We start from the raw sequence: 19,642 nt of genomic DNA on the forward strand, positions 1-19,642 counted from the left end.
ATAATTTTAATCATTATTATTCTTTGGCTTCTTTTCTAGAAAAAATTTCCAATTAAAATTTTACCAAAGGCTAGATAAGTTTTTTAACGAAACTTGTTAGCCTTTTTTTATGAAACATTCTAAATATTAAAATCGGGGAGTCCTTTTCTCATTGTGCACTTACCGTTACATTTGCCGCAAATGGGGTGCTCCAATTTTTGGGGCTGAGATGATACCCGGGAACTTTGTTCCGCACCTGATCCAGATAATGCTGGCGTAGGGATTTTAAGGTTTTTACAAGTCTGTAAATGCCTGGTTCATCTCCTCATTTCATTGAAAATAAAAGACAATGATCGAGGAATTTTTTGTTCAACTTACCTGGCTGCAGGGCATCGGTACTTTATTCGGAATTGTGCAGGTGGTGTTTGCACGTCAAAACAATATTCACACCTATTTATTTGGGATAGCCTCCATACTCATTAGCCTTTGGGTACTTTATCAAAGTGCGCTTTATGCTGATATTTTGCTGCATCTCTATTACCTGGTGATGAGTATTTATGGTTGGTTTTTCTGGAAATTTGGAAAACAACAGTCCGAAGCCCCGATTACCAGTTCTTCAAATAATGAGCATTTAAAAGCCATGGGAATAGTGTTGGGTTGCTTTAGTCTAATGTCTTACTGGCTAAGCTTTCATACCGACTCTGACGTGCCCATCTGGGATGCTGCGGTTAGTGCATTTGCCTGGGCCGGAATGTGGCTCATGGCCAAACGAAAACTTGAAAACTGGATCTATCTGAATGTGAGTAATATTATCTCCATCCCACTTTTGATTTACAAAGACCTTTACATTTATGCAGGCATGTCGGTTTTCCTTTTTATTATGGGCACTTCCGGCTATTTGAAATGGAGAAAACTGATGAAAGAAGAAAACAAACATGTTTATGCTACAGCTTAAAAAAATGTTGGGTGATGCAGCTGTCTTTAATGGTGAAGTGCTGAATTGGATAGCAAAAGAGAACCTTTGGAATATTTGGGTACCGAAACAATATGGAGGGTTGGAATTAAGCTTTACAGAAGGTCTTAAAAAACTTCAATCCTTAGCACGCCTGGATGGTAGCCTCGGCTGGACGATTACACTATGTAGCGGAGCAAACTATTTTATAGGAAATCTGCAACCCGAAACGGCAAAAGAAATATTTGCAGAGCCAGCTATTTTTGGAGGCAGCGGAGGGATGTTTGGAACGGCAGAAAAGCTTGGGGGAAATTATAAACTCAATGGCACATGGCGATATGCTACGGGTGCTCCATACCTCACGCACTTTACGCTAAATGCAAAAATCATAGAAAACGGAAAGGAACAGACCAATGATGATGGATCGCCTAAGTTTTTATCATTTGTAATTCCAGCCAATCAAGTTTCTATAATAGAAGACTGGAATACCATGGGTTTAAAAGCCTCGGCTACCCATTCATTCGAAGTAAAAAATGTACTGGTTGATGAGCGCCACAGTTTTGTATACAACACCTTTTATCTGGAGCAGCCTGTTTTCAAAATTCACTTTTCGGTGTTTGCTGATTTAACCCTTTGGGTAAATTATATCGGAATGGCTGAGCACTTGCTAGGAGAAGCTTCTCTACAGGATAAATTAGAATGGAAAGACTTGAAGCAAGCTATTAACTTGGCTAACGAAGAAGCCTTTGATATTGCCAAGCATATTGAAACTCTAACAAGGAAGGAGGAAGCAATTCCAGAAACATTTATCAATGAGATTCATCAAACTGCAGTGGATTCGGCTAGAGAATTATCCAAAGTAGTAATTGCATTATATCCACATCTGGGAGTAAAGGCGAGTAGAGAGAATCATGTGTTAAATCAAATTTTCAGGGACTACTTTACAGCTACACAACATCATATTTTCACAAAGTAGTCAGTTTGAGTATTTCAATCTATAGAGGAATATGATAGGTTTATTTGTTCCCTCGTCCCAATTCCTCAACCTTCTGTAACCATTTCGTTCTATACTTTTCCTTAGATAAGCGAATAGGTCCAATAGTCGTAATTCTCACCTTTTTTACACCGATAAAGTTTAGCGTCAGTTTTTTCATTGTTATATGACTAGTGCGGCCATTAAACCATCGGTAATACCAAGCCGGCTGATCGAGGGTACAAATTATTCTTGCGGTTTTACCTTTTAGCAGCTTATCCCACCACAAAGAGTTTTCTCTTTTCTGAAAAGCAAAACCAGGAAGTAAAATCCTGTCTAGAAAGCCTTTCATTAATCCTGGAACAGAGCCCCACCAAACGGGATAAACCCACACTAGGTGATCAGCCCATTTGAGCTTGGCTTGCGCATCCAGTAAGTCTGGCTCTAATTCTGTTCGTTTGCGGTATCCAAATTGCAAATTGGGATTGAAACTCAAGTCTCGGATATTGATAACCTGTACTTCTGCATCTGATTTTTCAGCACCTTTTTGATAAGCTTCAGCCAAAGCAAAATTGAAACTCTCTTTATCAGGATGTCCGTTTATGATTAATACTTTTTTCATGTCGTTTATAAATAGGGTTTTAGCCTTGCCTCCAAAGAGGTGCCGGTGAGATTAGAGGTATCGAAAAACTTATAGAGAATAAAACAAGCCGGAAAAGTGAGGAAGGCAGCACATATGCCAAAGGAGATTACGCTGCTTATGATTGCCAGAATTGGATAGCCCAGCGCATCAAAATAATGTTTTGTGCTTAGTGCATATCCATAAAAGCGCATGGTGGTTTCGTATGCCAACCACAATGTGTAAAACCACTTTCTGATGGGAATCCACCATTTACCCCAAATAGATTTTAGCTGGATATTCATTTCTTCCTTTTCGTATTCTTTGAAGCAAAGGTGATACGTAGGAAAGGGTTATCATTTGATCTATATCAAATTCGCACTTTGGCGCTTCTTATTCTGCTCAAAGTTTCGAGGGTAATGCCCAAATAGGAGGCAATATGGGTGAGGGGAATTCTGTTGGTGATATCAGGGTAAATAAGCAACAACTGCTTGTAGCGATCCTCTGCTTTATTAAACTGAATGGAGTTTAACCTTTGGCATAAGCCAAGCATGGTTTCGGTAACTACTTTGCTGATAAAACGCTCAAAGTCATGATACTTATCAGAAAGGTAGTCCATGGTGTCTTTTGAAAATTCATAAACCGTAGACTCTTCCACAAACTCCACGTAATGCGGGCTGGGCTCATCACTAAAAAAGCTAACTATGGGAGCGGCAAACTGATTTTCAAAGGTGAACCAGTCCGAAATATCTTTTCCATCCTTTAGGTAATAAGCTCTGGCACAACCTTGTACAATTAGGTATGCTTTTTTAGAATATTGACCTTCACGAACTACGACTTCACCTTTCTTAAATATCTTAAGTTTTGAATGAGTCATCAACTCTTGCAAGCATTCTATGGATAGGGGAGAGTAGGATTGTCCTATCGAGGTAAAGATTTCTTCGGTATTCATTTTTCTAACTAGGTACTGCCAACGAAGTGGTTCATTTTTGAAACGGAAATATAGAGTTTTTAAAATCAGTTGGAGGATAAGTATAATCTATAATGTCGCGGTGAGACAGAGATCATGAGTTTACCACAATTAAATATGTTTCATTTGGGGTAGGCCGAACTATTACGTCAACTTTAATACACGTAAGGTCTTTTGAAAGGCGGAATTAAGCAGAACTCTGGCTTCATGATATTTTTTCAACCATTTTAACCGATCAGAGGGATTATGATCAAATGAGGTTTTAGTGAAATCGACAGGCAAGATATCACCGTCTTTCCCATATCCCATCATCTTCATTTGTTCTCCATGAAATAACCAAAATAGCTTGTGCTGTTTGCCACTAAAAACTTCTTTCCATTGTCCAACTTTACCTTTATTAAAAAACTTTTTAGAGTGCGTACTACCCTTGGTTTTCTGTCCACCGCTGCCATACCTTGGAGCTCCATACTTAAGCTGAGAAAACGTTTTAATTTTTGAATAATCGGCCTCTGGTAAATCGGTTTTAGCTTCTATTTTCTTTAAAAAATGTAAGGGGTCTTTTATTAATTCCTCAAAACGGATTATTAAGTCGGCACGCTCTATCCAGCTGTTTACATTTTTTGACCAACCACCAAAATGAGCACCTCGTGGGCTAACAATACCATGGTCAATATTGCTTTTCAGTTTAGACCGTGGTTCTATAAAGTTCTTTCTATACTTGGCATTGCTAGTTATAGCATCTCTGCCATCTCTTACCAAACAAATAACAAGGTCATCATCCTTTAGCCCTACCGCGTTTTCATAAGGTACATGAGTTTTCAGGATGCGGTATTTTTTAGATTTATCTGAATTTCTTTCAATTGGAAAGGATGTCGATTCTAATCCATAAACATCATAAAATAAATTTCTACAAAATGTGTTTCCAGACCTTGGAAATGAAGCTAACCAAATCATTAATGTAAAGTTTCTTATTCAAGTATTACTCGTAAAACATCAGCGTAAATAATAGCATAAAATGCTTGCAGCAATAGGATGAGATTCGAGTAACTATTGATTATTAAATGGCCAATTTACTTATTCTTTATTCTCCATTCTATAGATTACCTAATAATGTCCTGCCGAAGCATTTGCCCAAGTTGCGTGTCGTTTTCTTTTTATTGAAAAAAGCTCCGCAAACCATGGTAGCTGCTGCGCTTCATGCTTATCCCTGCGGGATGCAGTTTCGCTTGCTGCTCCATTAGTTCTGATAAATGCTCCCGGGCCACACGAGAGGCCTGTGCTCTTAGACCGGCCTATTTCTATTTTGGTAGAAAACAAGTGGCTACTTTTCGCTTTAGGAGAAATCCTGAAGCGCAGCGGCTTGGATTTCGGAAGAAAAGGAGGTACGTAGTTTTCAAAAAAAGAGAAATCAGCCTTGAATTTTTTGGTTCTTTTTGGGTCAAGCCAAAAATGATCAAGAATAACTTATTCCCCCTCTTTCAAATCATCAAACTTCGCCTTCATAGTAGAATTCCTATGCGTAAGCTTCTTAATAGTCAAATCATCCGCTTTATTATTCGCTAATCGCAGGTTGTTTTCAGAAGATAGAAGAGCATCTTTAGTTTTCTGAAGGTGATTAATTGTTTTGTCGATTTCATCAATAGCGGTTTTAAACTTGCGGCTGGCCAAATCATAGTTCCTCGCAAAGCCCTCTTTAAAGGTGTTTATCTTCTCCTCAAAATTGGTGATATCCACATTTTGACTTCGTATTAAACTCAACTCAGCTTTATACTGCATGGAATTCATCGCGGCATTTCTAAGAAGGGTAATGATGGGAATGAAAAACTGCGGACGCACTACATACATTTTTGGGTACTTGTGCGAAACATCCACAATCCCTTGATTATAAAACTCATTGTCTATTTCCAGTAGGGAAACCAAAACCGCGTATTCACATTTCTTCTCGTTTCTATCCTTGTCAAGCTCCTTAAAGAAGTCCTCATTTTTCTTCTTGGTAGCCGTTTCATCACCCTCATTTTTCATCTCAAACATTATTGAAATGATTTCATTTCCCGCTTCGTCAAGCTCCTTATAGATGTAATCACCCTTGCTGCCAGACCGTGAGTCATTGTCTTTCTCAAAATAAGCCTTCTGAAAAGCTGTGGCGCGTAGCTTATTGAATTCAATTTCACAATGCTGCTCCAGCGTTTCACCCACCATCTTGGTCGAAAGCCTCTGTTTCATATCCTTGCGAAAAGCTATTTCATCATCTTTCAGCTTTATGATGTCGTCCTTAGTTTTTAGCTCAGCCGCAAACTTTTCGTTTATCGACTTTTCAAGAAGCAGCTTTTCTGTCTCTTTACTTTTTAGCTCACTAGCTAAATTGTCACGTTCCTTTTCGGTAGCTTTCAAAGCCTCGCTAATAGCCAGTTGCTTTTGTATTTCGGCATTTTCAATTTTAGCCTTCATGTTCGAAATCTCCGACTCCTTCTGAGCCAAAAGTTCGGATAGTTGACGTTCGTTTCTTGCCCTAAGTTCAATTAGCTCATTGTCTTTTTTGGTCAAATCCGCTTGTAATGCATTTTTCAGATTTGCTTCAGCCAATTTTACGGCATTCACTTTTTCTTTTTCAGCTAATTCTAAGCGGGTATGCAATTCTTCTTCAAACTGATGATCGCGCACTTGCTTTAGGATATCAGCATATCCGGCTTCATCTACTTTAAAGGCTTTATTACAATGAGGGCAAATTATTTCGTTCATGTTCATCAATATTTTAAAATGTACGGCAGGGGGTTTTGAGTGCCACAAATATATTCTTTCATCCCAGGTACTTGGTGTTGGAGAGGGTGGACATCTGGCTAAACCATAAGGCAAGAGAAGTATGGCGGTTCTTTAATTTAGATTCTAATATTTTATGTGCACCACATTTGGTTAAACTTTAAACATATGCTTATAACGTGCACAACATTCCGTGCATATTTGTACATGTTATTTAAACGTGCACAAGAAATCGTGATTTGTTGTGCATATTGATTTATTCGTTGAAGTTTCTGGTTATCATCTGTTTTTGAGTATTTGCAACAAGGCAACATTGATGTAATAGTTAAACTTGCCAATTTTTACCTTGGTAAGCAAGCCTGCTTCTGCAAGAGTATTCAAGTAGTTTGAAGCAGTATTTCTGTGAATTTTTAGTTCACGCTCCAAAAAACTGTTTTTGGTATACGGATGCTTAAAAAGGATATTGATTAAATCATGACTGTAAAAACTAAAGTTGCTGCGGATTTCCTTTTTGTAGTCGTCCATCAGCAATTTTATCTTATTCACTACCACAATAGTTTCTTTGGCTGTAAGCTCAACACCTTTCAACATCCACACAATCCATTCTTCCCAAATACCTTTGGTACGCACTTCCTGTAGCAGGCGATAATAATCGCTTTTGTTTTTTATGATGTAACTACTCAGATAAAGAACAGGAATATCCAGCAAACCTTGTTGCACCAAATACAGGATATTCAGCAAACGTCCCGTTCTGCCATTGCCGTCTAAATAAGGATGAATGCTCTCAAACTGAAAATGAATAATGGGCATTTTTATCAACGCATCTATTTCGTGAAATTCTGGTGCATTGATATAACGCTCCAAATTATCGAGCAAAGTCTTTATATCGTCATACTGCTGTGGTGGTGTATAAACTACTTCTTGTGTTCGTGGATTTTTTAAAACCGTACCCGGTATTTTCCGAATAGGGTGGTTGGGCGAAATAATTTGTTGAATTCTTGAAATATCGTTGACTGTCAATAGGCCTTTTTTGCGAACAATATCTAATCCTAATTTTATAGCATTAGAGTAGTTGAGTGCCTCCTTTGCGGTAACCGAAGCCACCGTTTCGTCAATACTGGCTTGGTATATTTCATCATCTGTGGTAACAATATTCTCAATTTCATTACTATCCTTTGCTTCCTGAAGCGTAAGTGTATCCAATAAAATTTGAGAGTTTGGAATTTTAGAAACCTCTCCCTTTAATTGCCCCAACGCTCGTGAAGCCTTATTGAGCTGCTTTAAAATTGTTAAAGATTCACAATCTGCTTTTGGAGGGAGTGTCTGAACTTTTATTTCTTCCATAAGCTGTTTTTTAAACCTTTAATCTGCCAAGTAAAATCACAAATGATTTTTTGCACTTTGTTAAATTAGTAATATTCTTTGTTCGTAGAAGCGTTATTGCAGTGAGGACAAATATATTCTTTCATGCCAAGCTTAAAGAGACGGACAGGGGAGATCTAAGGGTAATAGTTACGCCAATTCACTAATCCCAAATTAACGGACGCTCTACACCCATAGCTCTCAAATAAGACAAAAACTGGCCAGCATGAACGGACTCATGATAGCCGATGCGCAGCAAATACTGACCAAGCATTTTCTTTTCACCATTTCCCGGGTGAATGATTTCCGTATTCGCCAATTCCTCATCGGTAAACTGTTTTATAGTGCTCAAAAACTCCTGACGGTAAGGCTTGGCAAACTCCAGCTCATCTGCTACACTGATGAACGGTCTGGCTTGCCATGGAGTTTTGTACTGGCTCATGTCTGCCTGGCTTACAATCATATTCCAGCCATAGTCGGCTTGTAATACGTGCCTTATCATTCCCAAGGCTGTCATAGCTGAGTGGTCCGGTTTCCAACTATAGAATTCTTCGGGGAGGGCTTGCCATAAAAGTGTGCTGCGCCTGCGGATTTCGGAAAAGTTTAGGAGGATGAGTTTGGATTGGGTCATGGGTAGGTCACGATTTTTGAAAATAGTGGGGTAAAGCACGGATTGCAAATCCACGCTATCGGAGTTGTTGCTCTTGAAGTAGAGTAAGTCTAATACGATTACCTGACAAGGTCACTTCTGGTAACTTTCTTCATGTAGGTTCCGTCTTCTGTTGAAACCTGAATTTTAAAGGAGCAATCTTCAATAATAAATAGAGAGCTCAATTCGATATGACCAATTGATCTTATTACATTTGGCAGTATTGGCAATCGATCAGTCCCTATCACAAACTTGTTATCACCGACCTCAATCTCTCTTTTCTCTTCATTCGAAAAGTGAACTTGATAGTCTGGCGTCTGTAAGGGGTGAGAAGAAAAATATTTTGCGGTGTCCTGATCGCCATAAATAAATATATCCAGATACTTTGATATAAGGGTTCCTTTATTGAAAGCCCGTACTTCGAAATTAATATTAAACTCAATTCCGCTTTCCAGCCTGCGCTTTAAGAATTCCTTAGGAATCCTGGGAACAAAATCAATCTTGATATCAGTTCGGTTCTGTCGGTTAATAATATCCTTAATCTCCCAGTCATCCATAGGGATAGATTCAAAGTTGAATCGCTTATAGTATCTTTTGTCCGATGCCTGATGAGCGGTTGTACCTTTTGGAATCTCAACCACAAATACAACTTGGTTGGCCTCTGGCTTCGAAGTTTGAACTGGAGTGATCTTAATGCCAGTTATCCTGGGAGATATATTGCTATTGATGATTTGCTCAAGCCATTCCTTAGAGAACTCATTACCATTCACAGCATCAATTTTTTCTGGTAAATGTCGCTTCTCTGCCTCATCATACTCTTTCACACCGTAGATTATGACTCCACCGTCAGAATTTGTAAAAGCGCTAACATCTTTGGAAATTTCCTTTTTTTTCTCTCCCTTTTTATCTAAAGATGCAGCCCCCTTATAATCTAAATGGATATTTTCTTCAATACCATCACTGATGTACTGATTTATTTTCTTTAATGTCCACATTCCTTCAAATTGATAATTATCTAAGTTGAGATTTAAACATTTTTTTATCACCTCAACAATACGTTTTACTAAGTCCATTATGAATCGGGTACGCAGTTTTTCATATGTAATACTTGAACTGCCGCATTTCAGACTCCCAGTTTTTCGTAGCAGTCAAGATATTTCCTATGAGGTCTGAAAACCGAAGGGTCACAGGCAGTCCATCACCATAAATGCAGGCGTTGTAATTTAATTTTGTAAGTGCTAAGACGTCTTGCATCACAGTTTCAATATGAGCTGAACCTCGATTTACCTCTATGTAAAGCGGATTTGCTGTTTCAAGATGATTTGTTGAGCCAAGCCTTGGGATAAATCCCCTGGTAAACAAGTATCCTGATTCATCATTTATGATCCATCCTAATCCTCTCATCACACCATAGTTATTCTTCTGCCCGTAGGTTTCTTTAAAGAGCTTTAATCTCCTTCGAGCGTCTGATCGAGTGTCTTTAATAAGAATTCCGTTTAGCTGGGTATCCGCGTGCTTCTTCTCTATGGCGTTCATGAACCCTCTCCATTCTGCATCTTCAAATTGAACCCGGCCGTGTATGAATAACTCCTTCGGATAGTTTCCTTGCGATTCAAAAAAATCCTCCAAAGCCATGTTCAGTAGCTTTTCGGCACTTTCCTCATCCAAATGATATCCTATGCTGTCTTCACTCTTAAATAGGCCAATGTTCCCTCTAAAAATTGAACCGTCACCATCTTCTAAGAACATTTGGGCCGCACTACATACAGATCTCTTATTCGTCTTATCTGGCACACGCTTAAATATCAGTCCCAAATAGCACACATCCTTTCTGACATCATTCAAAATCCATGGCTTATTCCCGAGTTTGTAATAAACCGCTACTGACTGCGTCCAGGCAAGATGAGCTTTCATGTCATCACCAAGTTCTTTTAAAAGGAGCTTGTCCTTAAATTCCAAAGTTGGTTCAACAATGACTTGAATTGGACTCTGAATCTTGTTTTTCAGTAATTCTGCCTTGATCAGATTGTGAAAGTCTGTGGAGTCATCTTTTAACCTATCAAGTTCAAGTAACTCTTCATCAAAATCCTCAAAAAGACTTCCTTGCCCGTGCTTAAGAAGTTCTATTTGCTGCTTTTCCTTTGCAGTAATGTCCTTGCCTTTTGAATTGTACCTACATTCCATATAAACGGATCGGGGAACAACTACAAACCAAAGATCAATTTGCTTATCGTCCTTGCCTCTGGATTCAATGATTTTGTTAGCGTAGTAATCAACAAGTTTCCTTGTGCGTTCTGGCTTTCTCGCGATTGCAAGGATTTTTTCTATCTCCGAAATTTCAAGGTGTTTCTTGAGCACTGGTTCATCATTCCACTCTATTCCAAAAGTTGCCTCAAAGCCAGTGTAACTTGGTCTTTGAACCTCATTGTCATGTTCCTTTCCGTAAATTACTTTCTTTGAGAAAATTGGCGATTGAAGCCGTTTTACAAAAGCCCGATATTTCGATAAACCTTCAGGTGTTGCAACTACACCTGCTTTTATTGAGTTCCTCTCAAACTGCTCATTAGCCCCAAACAGCATCAAACCGTCTCGAGGATCTTCGGCAGTTTGCCCTTTTCCGAAAGTTAGCAGAGGTTCTTTAAAGTGTCTTAGGTTCATCATAGCCTTTATCTGACTTATACAGTGAGGTTCTTATGTCTAATTCAAAAGCTTCTCGGCCCGAATTAATCCGCAAAATCCGTTCATCCCTACCATCATTTACATAATTCATAAACGCAAAAATCCTGTCATACCAATGCCGATTGAACCATTCTTTAGGAATGGACCGTCTATATTTTTGATTATCATCTTTGAATCCGTTTTCGTCTGAGATTAATAAGTGAGGATTGGTAACAAAATGAGGAAATGGATCCAGCTGGAACTTAAAAGATAAACTGTAATTCCAATGAATATCACCCTTTTTTCCCTTTAAGGTCCTTCGGCCTTTCTTTTTGTCGATTTTAAAAGGATAAGAACCAGATTCTTTGGGTGGCTTGCGAGTGTAGTAGATTCTTTCCTTGCTTTTTTTTCGCCAGCATTTGATATTTTCATGCTGATAGAAAAACTCATCCAATGCACTATTCATTAATTGAGTGAAGTGCAGCCTTGTTCCCTTGATCAAGTCTCCCGAATTAAGAATATAGGTGTCATCGAACAGAAAGTCATCCAAAGCCACATCCTCCCTAAACTCAGTTCTCAGGTCTAGTCCAGAATCGTTAAAGAATCCAAGGATATAATCCTTATCACGTTTTTTAGCAAATGGAATTTCTTTTTGAGCCTTTATTGCATCTCCAGTAAAGCGATAAATAGAAATTGTCTTAGGTAGAGTAGATGGTAACCAGTTGGAGCCATAGAAATCTGACCGATCGACTACTTTTCCATGTATATTGAGATACTTATGCCATTGCTGTAAGACATTTGGCTCCACAGCACTCTTGGGAATATCCTGAAGCTCCAGCTCCTCTACCAACTCTTTAAGTCCTTTGCCCCAGTTTTGACTGAAGTCTATGGAATCAAGTGGTAGGAAACTAATTGGAAAGTCATCATAGCTGCATCCATCTACTTTAAGCGGAATTATGTAGTTGTCAATTTTCCTTGATATTGATTTCGACAAAGAAACTTCAAGAAAAACCCCTGTGTCTTTATCCAGTGATTTATTGATATAAGCTTTAGATACCAAGGGAATGAATCTGAGCGAATCGTTCTTTATTCGTAGTTCAATCTCATTCCAAAAGGCATCTCCCTTTTTTAAGTTATCCTTGTCTACCCATACCTCATAACCAAGTTGCCGAAGCTTGGAAGCAAGCCAAACAGCCAGATAGTCATCCTCGGGTTGGGCATGACTTATAAATATGAGTTTCTTATCTACGTTCAATTCTTAGTTCTGTTTTTTATTTTGATGTGTCCCAACTAAGGACTAATCCAAATTGGTTTATATCCCCTATATAATTATTTGTATAATCTTTTTGCAAACAATGCGGTCAAAACTCCTTGAAGAAACCAAGGTAAAAGGTGAGATTTCGAGAGGAGTTAATTTTGTAAGCGTTAGTTTACTGATTCTCGAAAATAGTAAAAATGAAAGAGTAGGCGGCTACCAGTTTTCAGGGGTTTTTAACAAAAGGCTTCTCGTCTGCGCTCGAAGAGATATGAGATGCTACTAATTTGCTTTACTTTCTCCAGCACCTGATACACCGAAAAGCTACGTGCAAAGCGGAACATTTCTTTCCCTTCCTGTTTTAGAATTACCACCGGCAAAGTAAATACCATGGATTGGCCAGCCAGTTCGGATTCTTCTTCCACATCTACCACGCGTATTTTCACTTCCGGAAAGTTTTCATGTACCGCTTCCAAAAGCTTTGGCTTTAGCACTTGGCATACGCCACAGGTTTTTCCGGTAAAATAGAGTAGCTCAATCATGCTAATACTTACTGATGCGCGGCAGGCGTTTTCTTAAAGCTTTTAAATAGCTTTTTGCTTCCCTCAATAATGAGCAGCACCACGGCCCCGATAAGTAGTCCGGCTAAGAATTCGAAGACAATACCCGGAACGGGGATAAGCTCTTCCAGATGATGCATAAAGGAAAGGTTGTGCACAAAAATACCACCCGAAACCAGAAGCAGAGCTATGGTTCCAATTACCGAAAGGCTCTTAATCACTTTGGGTAGCGCATTTACCAGCACTCGGCCCATCTTGTCTGAAAAGCTGTTATCCTCAGGGTTAATATTTATTAGCTTCAAGCCAAAATCGTCCATGCGTACAATTAAGGCAACAATGCCATAAACACCCACCGTAGCCACAAGGGCAATTGCTGTCACCACCATTATTTGTACGGGCAAGGTTTCCTGAGCTACTGCGCCCAGGGCAATGATCACAATCTCTACAGAAAGTATAAAGTCAGTAATAATGGCGGATTTTACCTTTTTCTTTTCCAGCTCCAGTACTTCTTCTTTTGGAAGATCCGCTTTTACTTTTGGGCCGCTTTCATGGGCATGAGGAAAAAAGAACTCGTATATTTTTTCGGCTCCTTCATAGGCGAGGTAAAGTCCACCAATAGTCAGAATTACGGTAATAGCCGGAGGCAGCAGTGCACTGAGGCCAAAGGCAATGGGCAGGATGATAAGCTTATTGAGTAAAGAGCCTTTGGTGATAGCCCACAGCACAGGGATTTCACGCGAGGACATAAAACCAGAAGCTTTTTCGGCATTTACTGCCAGGTCATCACCGAGTATGCCCGCTGTTTTTTTCCCGGCAACCTTAGTCATAGTTGCCACATCATCCATTAGGGATGCAATATCATCGAGTAGTGCAAAAAATCCTGAAGCCATAGAGAAAGTTTAGCAGCAAATTAAAGGGAAATATTCAAAATTGGGGGAGTGTTTATAAATGCTGCGAATGTAAAAAGCAGGTGTGATCAAGTTAGAGCAAAATCAATTGATGTTTCCATAAACTTTTACCGAAGACGATCATTCCGCACTTGATGCGGAATCCCTTGTTAGATATCCTTGAGAGATTCCTGCTTTCGCAGGAATGATAAGCATTTTGAAATAGGATTTTATACTTCAGTAAAATGGTGGATTTTTAATCCATGAAGCTTACTTTCCGATACAAAATTTACCGAAGATGTTTCCTAAGATATCCCTATCTGTCTCCACCTCGCCAATAATGCTTCCAAGGTGTTTCAGCGCTTCACGGATGTCCATCGCCAGAAAGTCTCCGCTGATATTATTTTCCATGCCTTGCTCCACGCGAAGTATATCTTCCAGGCTTTGCTGTAAAGCACTAAAGTGACGGGCATTGGTTACTATGGTTTGGTTGCTGTTTAGCGCACCCAAGTTTATTTCACTGGTAAGGCGAGTTTCCAGTTCTTTAAGTCCGCGTTTTTGCAAAGCAGAAATAGGAATCAGGTTTTCTACATCACCCAGTTTTTCAAGAAGAGTAGCGTCTTCTATCAAATCCATTTTGTTGGCTAGCACCAAAAGTGTTTTGCCTTTGGTTTTTTCCTGTAGTTGGGCAATTTCATTGCGAATGAGTTCAACATTGTCTTGCAGGCTCTGAGCATTAAAGAGATACATTACAATTCTACTTTGCTCAATCTTCTCAAAAGTCTTTTTGATACCGATGCTTTCCACCAGGTCTTCCGTTTCACGAATTCCGGCCGTATCTATAAATCTGAACTTTACACCGCCAAGACTTATTTCATCTTCAATGGCATCGCGTGTGGTTCCGGCCACATCGGTTACGATGGCTTTTTCCTCATTCAGTAAGGCATTCAGTAGGGTAGACTTACCCGCATTAGGCGCACCAACTATAGCTACAGGCACTCCGTTTTTAATCACGTTTCCGGTATCAAAAGATTCCAGCAGACGTGAGATTACAGACTTAATGCGAAGCAATAATTCACTTAGCTGGGTGCGGTCGGCAAACTCTACATCTTCTTCACCAAAATCAAGCTCTAACTCAATGAGTGAGGCAAAGTTGATAAGCTCGGTACGCAGTCCTTTTATTTCATCAGAAAAGCCTCCACGCATTTGCTGCATGGCTACTTGGTGTGCCGCTTTGCTTTCAGATTCTATAAGATCGGCCACCGCTTCTGCCTGGCTAAGATCCATTTTGCCAGCCGTAAAAGCACGCATGGTATATTCACCAGGGTCGGCCATACGGCAGCCATTTTTTAGCAATAGGCGAATGATCTGCTCCTGAATGTACACGGAACCATGACAGCTGATTTCGGCTACATCTTCGCCAGTGTAGGAGTGAGGGCCTTTAAAAATACCGACCATCACTTCATCAACGATGGTTTGGCCATCTACCATTTTGCCAAACACAAGCGAGTAAGGTTTGGCTTCACTAGGGTTGTGACGCGGGCTAAAAGCTTTAAAAGTCTTTTCAAGAATAGGGAAGGTGTCGCTTCCCGAAATCCTAATCATAGCAATAGCGCCCATGCCCTGTGGGGTAGAAAGCGCACAAATTGTATCGTCCATTCGCATGGTGGCGAAATTAGAGAATCTGTAAATAGTAGTGGATGGTTCTTGAGATGTTCTTTTTGTTTTAAGTCAAAGATGAATATCAATTTTTTCCTCAAGCCTCAGGGTTTACTCTTTTAACTTTTCTGCGAACGGAAAACCGCTGTTTATTCTAGATTTCATGCTCATCCCTCATGTTTTGTCGAAATTCTGCGAGATAGGCAGAAATGCAGTTTTATTCGAGTGCCAGCTAGCTTTGATAAAAGTTTCCCGGCCACACGAAGGGTCTGTTCTTTCAGATAGGCCTTTCAGCTTTTCTGTAGAAAGCCAAATGAAGTGAAGCGTAAAAATTTAGGTTGTTTGAGTTCCGCAGGTATGCGGAATGAGTTTCTAAATTTTAGCGAAACGAAATGTAGGCTTCAAGGAAAAGATGAGGAGCCTAGGACTTTTTGCTTACTTTTTTGACTCGAGAAAAAAGTAAAAAATAAACTTTGCTAAAGTCGCAAGGCTCTTCCTTTTTCCATAATGCGAGACGCAAAAAATTAAACCTTATAAATCATGTACAGATTTAAAGAACCTAAAAATGGAAACACATCTCTATTCAGCAATACACAAAACCGGGATGCCCTTTGGATTAAGAATAAGATTAGTTTTATCTACATTTCCGAAGTACTGATTTTCCTCTGAATTTTTTGACATAATAGCCAGTAAGTCAAAACTTTTGTCCTCAGCATAAGCGATGATATCTTTGGAGTAACCTACTGAATACACCTTGCTATCCTGAAGTGTGGAAATGAATCTCACCCCTTCTTTGGTAAAGGTTGTTTTGGTGAGTTCTAGGTTGTGGGCAATATTATCGGGTAGCGAATCATCGCCTTTAAAAAGGCAAAACACATCTACTCTAGCATCCCAGCTCTTTGCCCAGTATGCGGTCTGGTCAATCTTTACATTAAAATCGTGATGTGGTGCCAGCGGAAATAGAATACTCTTAGTTTTTGATGGAGGGGCAGGAGTGTGATCTTGCACCACCAATGCTGATATTCCAAGGCTTTGTACTAAGATAAGCACATTGGCACCAAATAAGGTTTGAAAAATTCCCTTTACCCCATGGGTACCGATTACCACAAAATCGGCCTGGTTACGCTGTAGTAGTGTGGGAATTTTTTTCAGGTAATTTCCATCCCCCAGAGACACGGTATATGGAACATTTTGATCCTCAATACCTGAGAAGTCAATGAGTCTGTTTTCTATTTCTTCCTGATTATCAGATTTACTAGCTTCAATGTGAACAAGATTTACTTTGGCACCTTCATGCTTTGCAATCCAAGCTGCATATTGAACAGCTTTTTTGGAGGTTTCGGTAAAGTCTATTAAGGCTGAAATTACTTTCATAGGTTTAGATTGGTTCGTGTGGTTAAAGCACACAATTTAGCATAAGTATTTTATTTATTCAATGTGCATAGCGGCTATTCTGTCGATATGAGTTCGTTTTGACTTTACTGTTGTTTGTTTTGAGTTTGAGAAGAGCTTAATAGTTTGCGCGCCATCGATATTGCATTAATGAGGCATTTTAGGATTTTTCTATCAGCCTAATATTATAATAACTCATACTCTGGGATGCTAGTATTACTGATTCTTAGCAAAAGCCTCTGTTTCTACTCGATGTGTTGATTGTAGAGTAAATAGTTAGGTTTTAAATGAAACAAACCACATTTCTATTTCTCCCTTGCCTTTGACTTCTATCTTACCACGACCTTCAAAGGTGAATTGAGGATCATCTTTTAAGAGTTCATAGGTGGCTTTACTGATGTTTACTTTGCCGATTTCTCCATGGTTTTCCATTCGGCTGGCCGTATTTACAGTGTCTCCCCAAATGTCGTATTGAAATTTCTTAATACCTACAATACCCGCAACCACTGGCCCTGTGTGAATGCCTACGCGCATTTCGAATGCGGGTTTTCCAGCCGCATCCATTTCGGTTTTACGCTGGATAATGAAAGCCTGCATTTCGAGTGCAGCCTGCACCGTATTTTTTACCGAATCATTAGTGGGGATGGGGATACCTCCAGCGGCCATGTAGGAATCACCTATGGTTTTAATTTTTTCTATGTTGTACTTTTCAATAATGTAGTCAAAAGCCTCGAAGCAGTGGTTGATTTCGTACACCAACTCTGCTGCGCTTAGTTTGGCACTTTGCCGGGTAAACTCTACAAAGTCGGTAAACATGACGGAAATCTTTTTAAAATCTTGAGCCCGGGCCCGTCCAGTTTCTTTTAGCTCCTCGGCTATTTCTTGGGGCAGGATGTTTCGCAACAATAAATCACTCCGTTTGCGCTCCTTGGCTATTCGATTGCGCTGAAATACTACTGAAACCGCAAATACCATCACAAGAAAAAATCCACCTATCAAACCGTTGCGCTGCCTGGTTCTGTTTTTATTTTGGGTATCTAGATAAAGTATTCGTTGCTCTTTAAGCTCTGATTGAAACTTTTGCTCCATTTCAGCAAATGCCCTTATTTTTTGCTTATTGTATAGACTGTCTTTTATCAACATAGATTGCCAAAGTTCATCATACCCTCGCTGGAAAGAATCGTTGCTGTAATGAAAGAGGGCGCTATTTTGTTTTGCCATTTGCATAGCATTTAGATTACCTTTTAGCGAAGCGTAGTAAAATGCTGAATCTAAATAAAAAGCGGTTTGTTGATTATTTTCTGAAACACCAGCAAGGTTGTTGAAAATACTGCTCACCTGTATGTACGCTTCTCGTTTTTGGGCTACTTTTAGTGCTTTCCTAAAATAGGTTTCGGCCTCAGTATATATACCACGCACCGCGTAGGCATAGCCCAGATCATTAAGAGCGCCTTGTTGGTGTTTTAGATCATCTTCATTTACTGCTAATTCATAAGCCAGACTTAAGTAATGCACTGTGCTATCTAGATTATCAAACAAAAAGCCTTTACTAAGGTAAAGCTCCATTAAAACTGTTTTGTTGGGAAATCTGTCATTCCAGCTTTCGAAGCCTTTATGAATATATGCAAAAGCTTTATTGCTAAGCTCCATATTCATATAGGTACGCGCATAGGCCAGATAAATTTCTGGAAGCAAATGGTCCTCTTTACAAATACCAGATTGATATTTATTGAAAACATTGTTTACCGTACTTAGCGCACCATTATCATCTCGGGCCGCACTTTGATAATGGCTTTTGCGAATGCCGATCTCTATCCAGTTGCAAGGTTCGTCTCGCTTTTCAAACAATAGCAATAGTGAATCCCCTACAATAATTTGGGATTTAAAGTTGGCATTTTCTTCAGTCTTATAGGAGTTTATCACGCTATCAGACCAATACGAATCGTATTGAGCAGATGTGTTGACTAAAAGTAAGCCAAAGACAATTGAGCTAACAAAATATTTAGGAATAACAGATAGCAACTGTGGCACGTTTTTAATCATCAACCAGTCCCGTACCTGATTTGGCGAACTTCCATTTTTGCTTAGACTTGTTTGTTTTTTCAGCGTTCAGTTTTAGTTGGTCTAAATCGTTTTGCAGCCAGCCAATATTTTCGCCACTTGCTGTAGTACATTGAGCTGTGATGTTACCAAATCCATCATCCTCAAGACGCCACCTATTGTCGCCCGGTTCTTCGGAAAGAGTAACATTCTCACCGGCACCTGTACCTACTAAATACATTGAACCACCGAATTGCAGGGTAGCTCCACTCAATACACCATTTACTGGAGATGAACCATCGGGTGAAGAAATGCTTAACTGAATATTGGGACTTTCAGCAACGATTAACTTAAGGGTAGCACTAGTACCTCCACCAGGCACCACTGCTTTAAGGTCTTGCTGGCTAATAAGTTTAATAGGTGTATCTATTAGTACAGTGGTTGAGGTGGATAGCATTCTCCAGTTTTTTTCGGTGGGAGCTTCCTCATTTACTTGTAAGAGTAGGGGGTTAATGGAGACCAAAAGGTACAGCCCTGTATCAACTCTTTCTGAATCCAGCAGTAGAATCTTTTGGTACGGAAACCCGTTTTCATCAATTAAATCTAGGATGCACCATCGCGAGGCATGGTCTTCTTCTGTGGTGATTTGAAGTGGAGAGCCTGCAGCTATATCTTGAATATATAAATAGGCAGTTTGGTTGCCTATTTTGCATAGGAGCTTGGTGCAAGCAGGTGGACCGTATAGCTTCCAGCATTGATTAGTATATGTGGGTTGATAAGTTAAGTTAATGCCTGTCATATTTAACTCTGACCCTGAAATGGTAAGGCCAACGTCTGACAAATCAGCACATGTAAATATGTACTCTGCACCGTTTTGAATATTCATTTTAGTAAGGTTTGGTTTATACGCTAATTTAAGTATTTAGTTTT

Annotated in this window: 18 protein-coding genes; 2 read left to right on the plus strand and 16 right to left on the minus strand. The window is 39.5% G+C overall.

The window, feature by feature from the left end; translation table 11 throughout:
• The first annotated feature begins 328 nt into the window (after positions 1-328).
• Both pnuC and OWEHO_RS02600 read left to right on the plus strand, forming a co-directional pair.
• The gene (gene pnuC, locus OWEHO_RS02595; protein ID WP_014200902.1) at positions 329-934 is read left to right on the plus strand and encodes a nicotinamide riboside transporter PnuC; all 606 of its coding nucleotides are present in this window, start codon (positions 329-331) and stop codon (positions 932-934) included.
• Positions 921-1,907, plus strand: coding sequence for an acyl-CoA dehydrogenase family protein (locus tag OWEHO_RS02600; RefSeq protein WP_014200903.1), 987 nt, complete (start codon positions 921-923; stop codon positions 1,905-1,907). Before pnuC ends, OWEHO_RS02600 begins: the two co-directional genes overlap by 14 nt.
• Positions 1,908-1,947: 40 nt before the next feature.
• Here the strand turns inward: OWEHO_RS02600 and OWEHO_RS02605 are convergent, their stop codons facing one another.
• The 16 genes from OWEHO_RS02605 to OWEHO_RS02680 all read right to left on the minus strand — a co-directional run bounded on the left by OWEHO_RS02605 (position 1,948) and on the right by OWEHO_RS02680 (position 19,598).
• On the minus strand, positions 1,948-2,526 hold the full coding sequence (locus tag OWEHO_RS02605) for an NAD(P)H-dependent oxidoreductase (RefSeq protein ID WP_014200904.1): 579 nt from the start codon (positions 2,524-2,526) through the stop codon (positions 1,948-1,950).
• A gap of 5 nt (positions 2,527-2,531) precedes the next feature.
• Positions 2,532-2,828 (minus strand): hypothetical protein, encoded by a 297-nt coding sequence (locus tag OWEHO_RS02610; protein ID WP_014200905.1) that lies wholly within the window; start codon positions 2,826-2,828, stop codon positions 2,532-2,534.
• Positions 2,829-2,893: 65 nt separating this feature from the next.
• On the minus strand, positions 2,894-3,475 hold the full coding sequence (locus OWEHO_RS02615; protein WP_014200906.1) for a Crp/Fnr family transcriptional regulator: 582 nt from the start codon (positions 3,473-3,475) through the stop codon (positions 2,894-2,896).
• Between the two features lie 162 nt (positions 3,476-3,637).
• Positions 3,638-4,447, minus strand: coding sequence for a sulfotransferase domain-containing protein (locus OWEHO_RS02620; RefSeq protein WP_014200907.1), 810 nt, complete (start codon positions 4,445-4,447; stop codon positions 3,638-3,640).
• Positions 4,448-4,957: 510 nt separating this feature from the next.
• Positions 4,958-6,232, minus strand: coding sequence for a DUF2130 domain-containing protein (locus tag OWEHO_RS02625; RefSeq protein WP_014200908.1), 1,275 nt, complete (start codon positions 6,230-6,232; stop codon positions 4,958-4,960).
• 297 nt (positions 6,233-6,529) lie between these two features.
• Positions 6,530-7,594, minus strand: coding sequence for a Fic family protein (locus tag OWEHO_RS02630; protein ID WP_014200909.1), 1,065 nt, complete (start codon positions 7,592-7,594; stop codon positions 6,530-6,532).
• Between the two features lie 181 nt (positions 7,595-7,775).
• Entirely contained in the window at positions 7,776-8,243 is a 468-nt protein-coding gene (locus tag OWEHO_RS02635) for a DinB family protein (RefSeq protein WP_014200910.1), read from the minus strand.
• A gap of 98 nt (positions 8,244-8,341) precedes the next feature.
• Entirely contained in the window at positions 8,342-9,334 is a 993-nt protein-coding gene (locus OWEHO_RS17730; protein WP_014200911.1) for an AlbA family DNA-binding domain-containing protein, read from the minus strand.
• Positions 9,335-9,356: 22 nt separating this feature from the next.
• Entirely contained in the window at positions 9,357-10,922 is a 1,566-nt protein-coding gene (locus OWEHO_RS02645) for an argonaute/piwi family protein (protein WP_143764474.1), read from the minus strand.
• Positions 10,900-12,174, minus strand: coding sequence for a toll/interleukin-1 receptor domain-containing protein (locus tag OWEHO_RS02650; RefSeq protein ID WP_014200913.1), 1,275 nt, complete (start codon positions 12,172-12,174; stop codon positions 10,900-10,902). The genes OWEHO_RS02645 and OWEHO_RS02650 overlap by 23 nt, the downstream gene beginning before the upstream one ends.
• Positions 12,175-12,410: 236 nt before the next feature.
• Positions 12,411-12,716, minus strand: coding sequence for a thioredoxin family protein (locus OWEHO_RS02655; RefSeq protein WP_014200914.1), 306 nt, complete (start codon positions 12,714-12,716; stop codon positions 12,411-12,413).
• 8 nt (positions 12,717-12,724) lie between these two features.
• Complete coding sequence (locus OWEHO_RS02660) at positions 12,725-13,624, minus strand: DUF808 domain-containing protein (protein ID WP_014200915.1); 900 nt, start codon at positions 13,622-13,624, stop codon at positions 12,725-12,727.
• A 267-nt stretch (positions 13,625-13,891) separates the two neighbouring features.
• Positions 13,892-15,286 carry a tRNA uridine-5-carboxymethylaminomethyl(34) synthesis GTPase MnmE gene (gene mnmE / locus OWEHO_RS02665; protein WP_014200916.1) on the minus strand — a complete coding sequence of 465 codons (1,395 nt, stop codon included), beginning with the start codon at positions 15,284-15,286 and terminating at the stop codon, positions 13,892-13,894.
• Between the two features lie 573 nt (positions 15,287-15,859).
• A complete protein-coding gene (locus OWEHO_RS02670; RefSeq protein ID WP_014200917.1) occupies positions 15,860-16,654 on the minus strand; it encodes a universal stress protein in 795 nt (264 codons plus the stop codon).
• Positions 16,655-16,948: 294 nt separating this feature from the next.
• Positions 16,949-18,715 (minus strand): adenylate/guanylate cyclase domain-containing protein, encoded by a 1,767-nt coding sequence (locus tag OWEHO_RS17735; protein ID WP_014200918.1) that lies wholly within the window; start codon positions 18,713-18,715, stop codon positions 16,949-16,951.
• Positions 18,708-19,598 (minus strand): hypothetical protein, encoded by an 891-nt coding sequence (locus tag OWEHO_RS02680; RefSeq protein WP_014200919.1) that lies wholly within the window; start codon positions 19,596-19,598, stop codon positions 18,708-18,710. The genes OWEHO_RS17735 and OWEHO_RS02680 overlap by 8 nt, the downstream gene beginning before the upstream one ends.
• Positions 19,599-19,642 lie beyond the last annotated feature (44 nt).

The organism is Owenweeksia hongkongensis DSM 17368, assembly GCF_000236705.1.
Taxonomy (GTDB): domain Bacteria; phylum Bacteroidota; class Bacteroidia; order Flavobacteriales; family Schleiferiaceae; genus Owenweeksia; species Owenweeksia hongkongensis.

Bases quoted from the DNA above. Each gene is read 5' to 3' on its own strand.
- pnuC (WP_014200902.1), top strand. From the start codon at position 329: ATGATCGAGGAATTTTTTGTTCAACTTACCTGGCTGCAGGGCATCGGT.
- OWEHO_RS02600 (WP_014200903.1), top strand. From the start codon at position 921: ATGCTACAGCTTAAAAAAATGTTGGGTGATGCAGCTGTCTTTAATGGT.
- OWEHO_RS02605 (WP_014200904.1), bottom strand. From the start codon at position 2,526: ATGAAAAAAGTATTAATCATAAACGGACATCCTGATAAAGAGAGTTTC.
- OWEHO_RS02610 (WP_014200905.1), bottom strand. From the start codon at position 2,828: ATGAATATCCAGCTAAAATCTATTTGGGGTAAATGGTGGATTCCCATC.
- OWEHO_RS02615 (WP_014200906.1), bottom strand. From the start codon at position 3,475: ATGAATACCGAAGAAATCTTTACCTCGATAGGACAATCCTACTCTCCC.
- OWEHO_RS02620 (WP_014200907.1), bottom strand. From the start codon at position 4,447: ATGATTTGGTTAGCTTCATTTCCAAGGTCTGGAAACACATTTTGTAGA.
- OWEHO_RS02625 (WP_014200908.1), bottom strand. From the start codon at position 6,232: ATGAACGAAATAATTTGCCCTCATTGTAATAAAGCCTTTAAAGTAGAT.
- OWEHO_RS02630 (WP_014200909.1), bottom strand. From the start codon at position 7,594: ATGGAAGAAATAAAAGTTCAGACACTCCCTCCAAAAGCAGATTGTGAA.
- OWEHO_RS02635 (WP_014200910.1), bottom strand. From the start codon at position 8,243: ATGACCCAATCCAAACTCATCCTCCTAAACTTTTCCGAAATCCGCAGG.
- OWEHO_RS17730 (WP_014200911.1), bottom strand. From the start codon at position 9,334: ATGGACTTAGTAAAACGTATTGTTGAGGTGATAAAAAAATGTTTAAAT.
- OWEHO_RS02645 (WP_143764474.1), bottom strand. From the start codon at position 10,922: ATGATGAACCTAAGACACTTTAAAGAACCTCTGCTAACTTTCGGAAAA.
- OWEHO_RS02655 (WP_014200914.1), bottom strand. From the start codon at position 12,716: ATGATTGAGCTACTCTATTTTACCGGAAAAACCTGTGGCGTATGCCAA.
- OWEHO_RS02660 (WP_014200915.1), bottom strand. From the start codon at position 13,624: ATGGCTTCAGGATTTTTTGCACTACTCGATGATATTGCATCCCTAATG.
- mnmE (WP_014200916.1), bottom strand. From the start codon at position 15,286: ATGCGAATGGACGATACAATTTGTGCGCTTTCTACCCCACAGGGCATG.
- OWEHO_RS02670 (WP_014200917.1), bottom strand. From the start codon at position 16,654: ATGAAAGTAATTTCAGCCTTAATAGACTTTACCGAAACCTCCAAAAAA.
- OWEHO_RS17735 (WP_014200918.1), bottom strand. From the start codon at position 18,715: ATGATTAAAAACGTGCCACAGTTGCTATCTGTTATTCCTAAATATTTT.
- OWEHO_RS02680 (WP_014200919.1), bottom strand. From the start codon at position 19,598: ATGAATATTCAAAACGGTGCAGAGTACATATTTACATGTGCTGATTTG.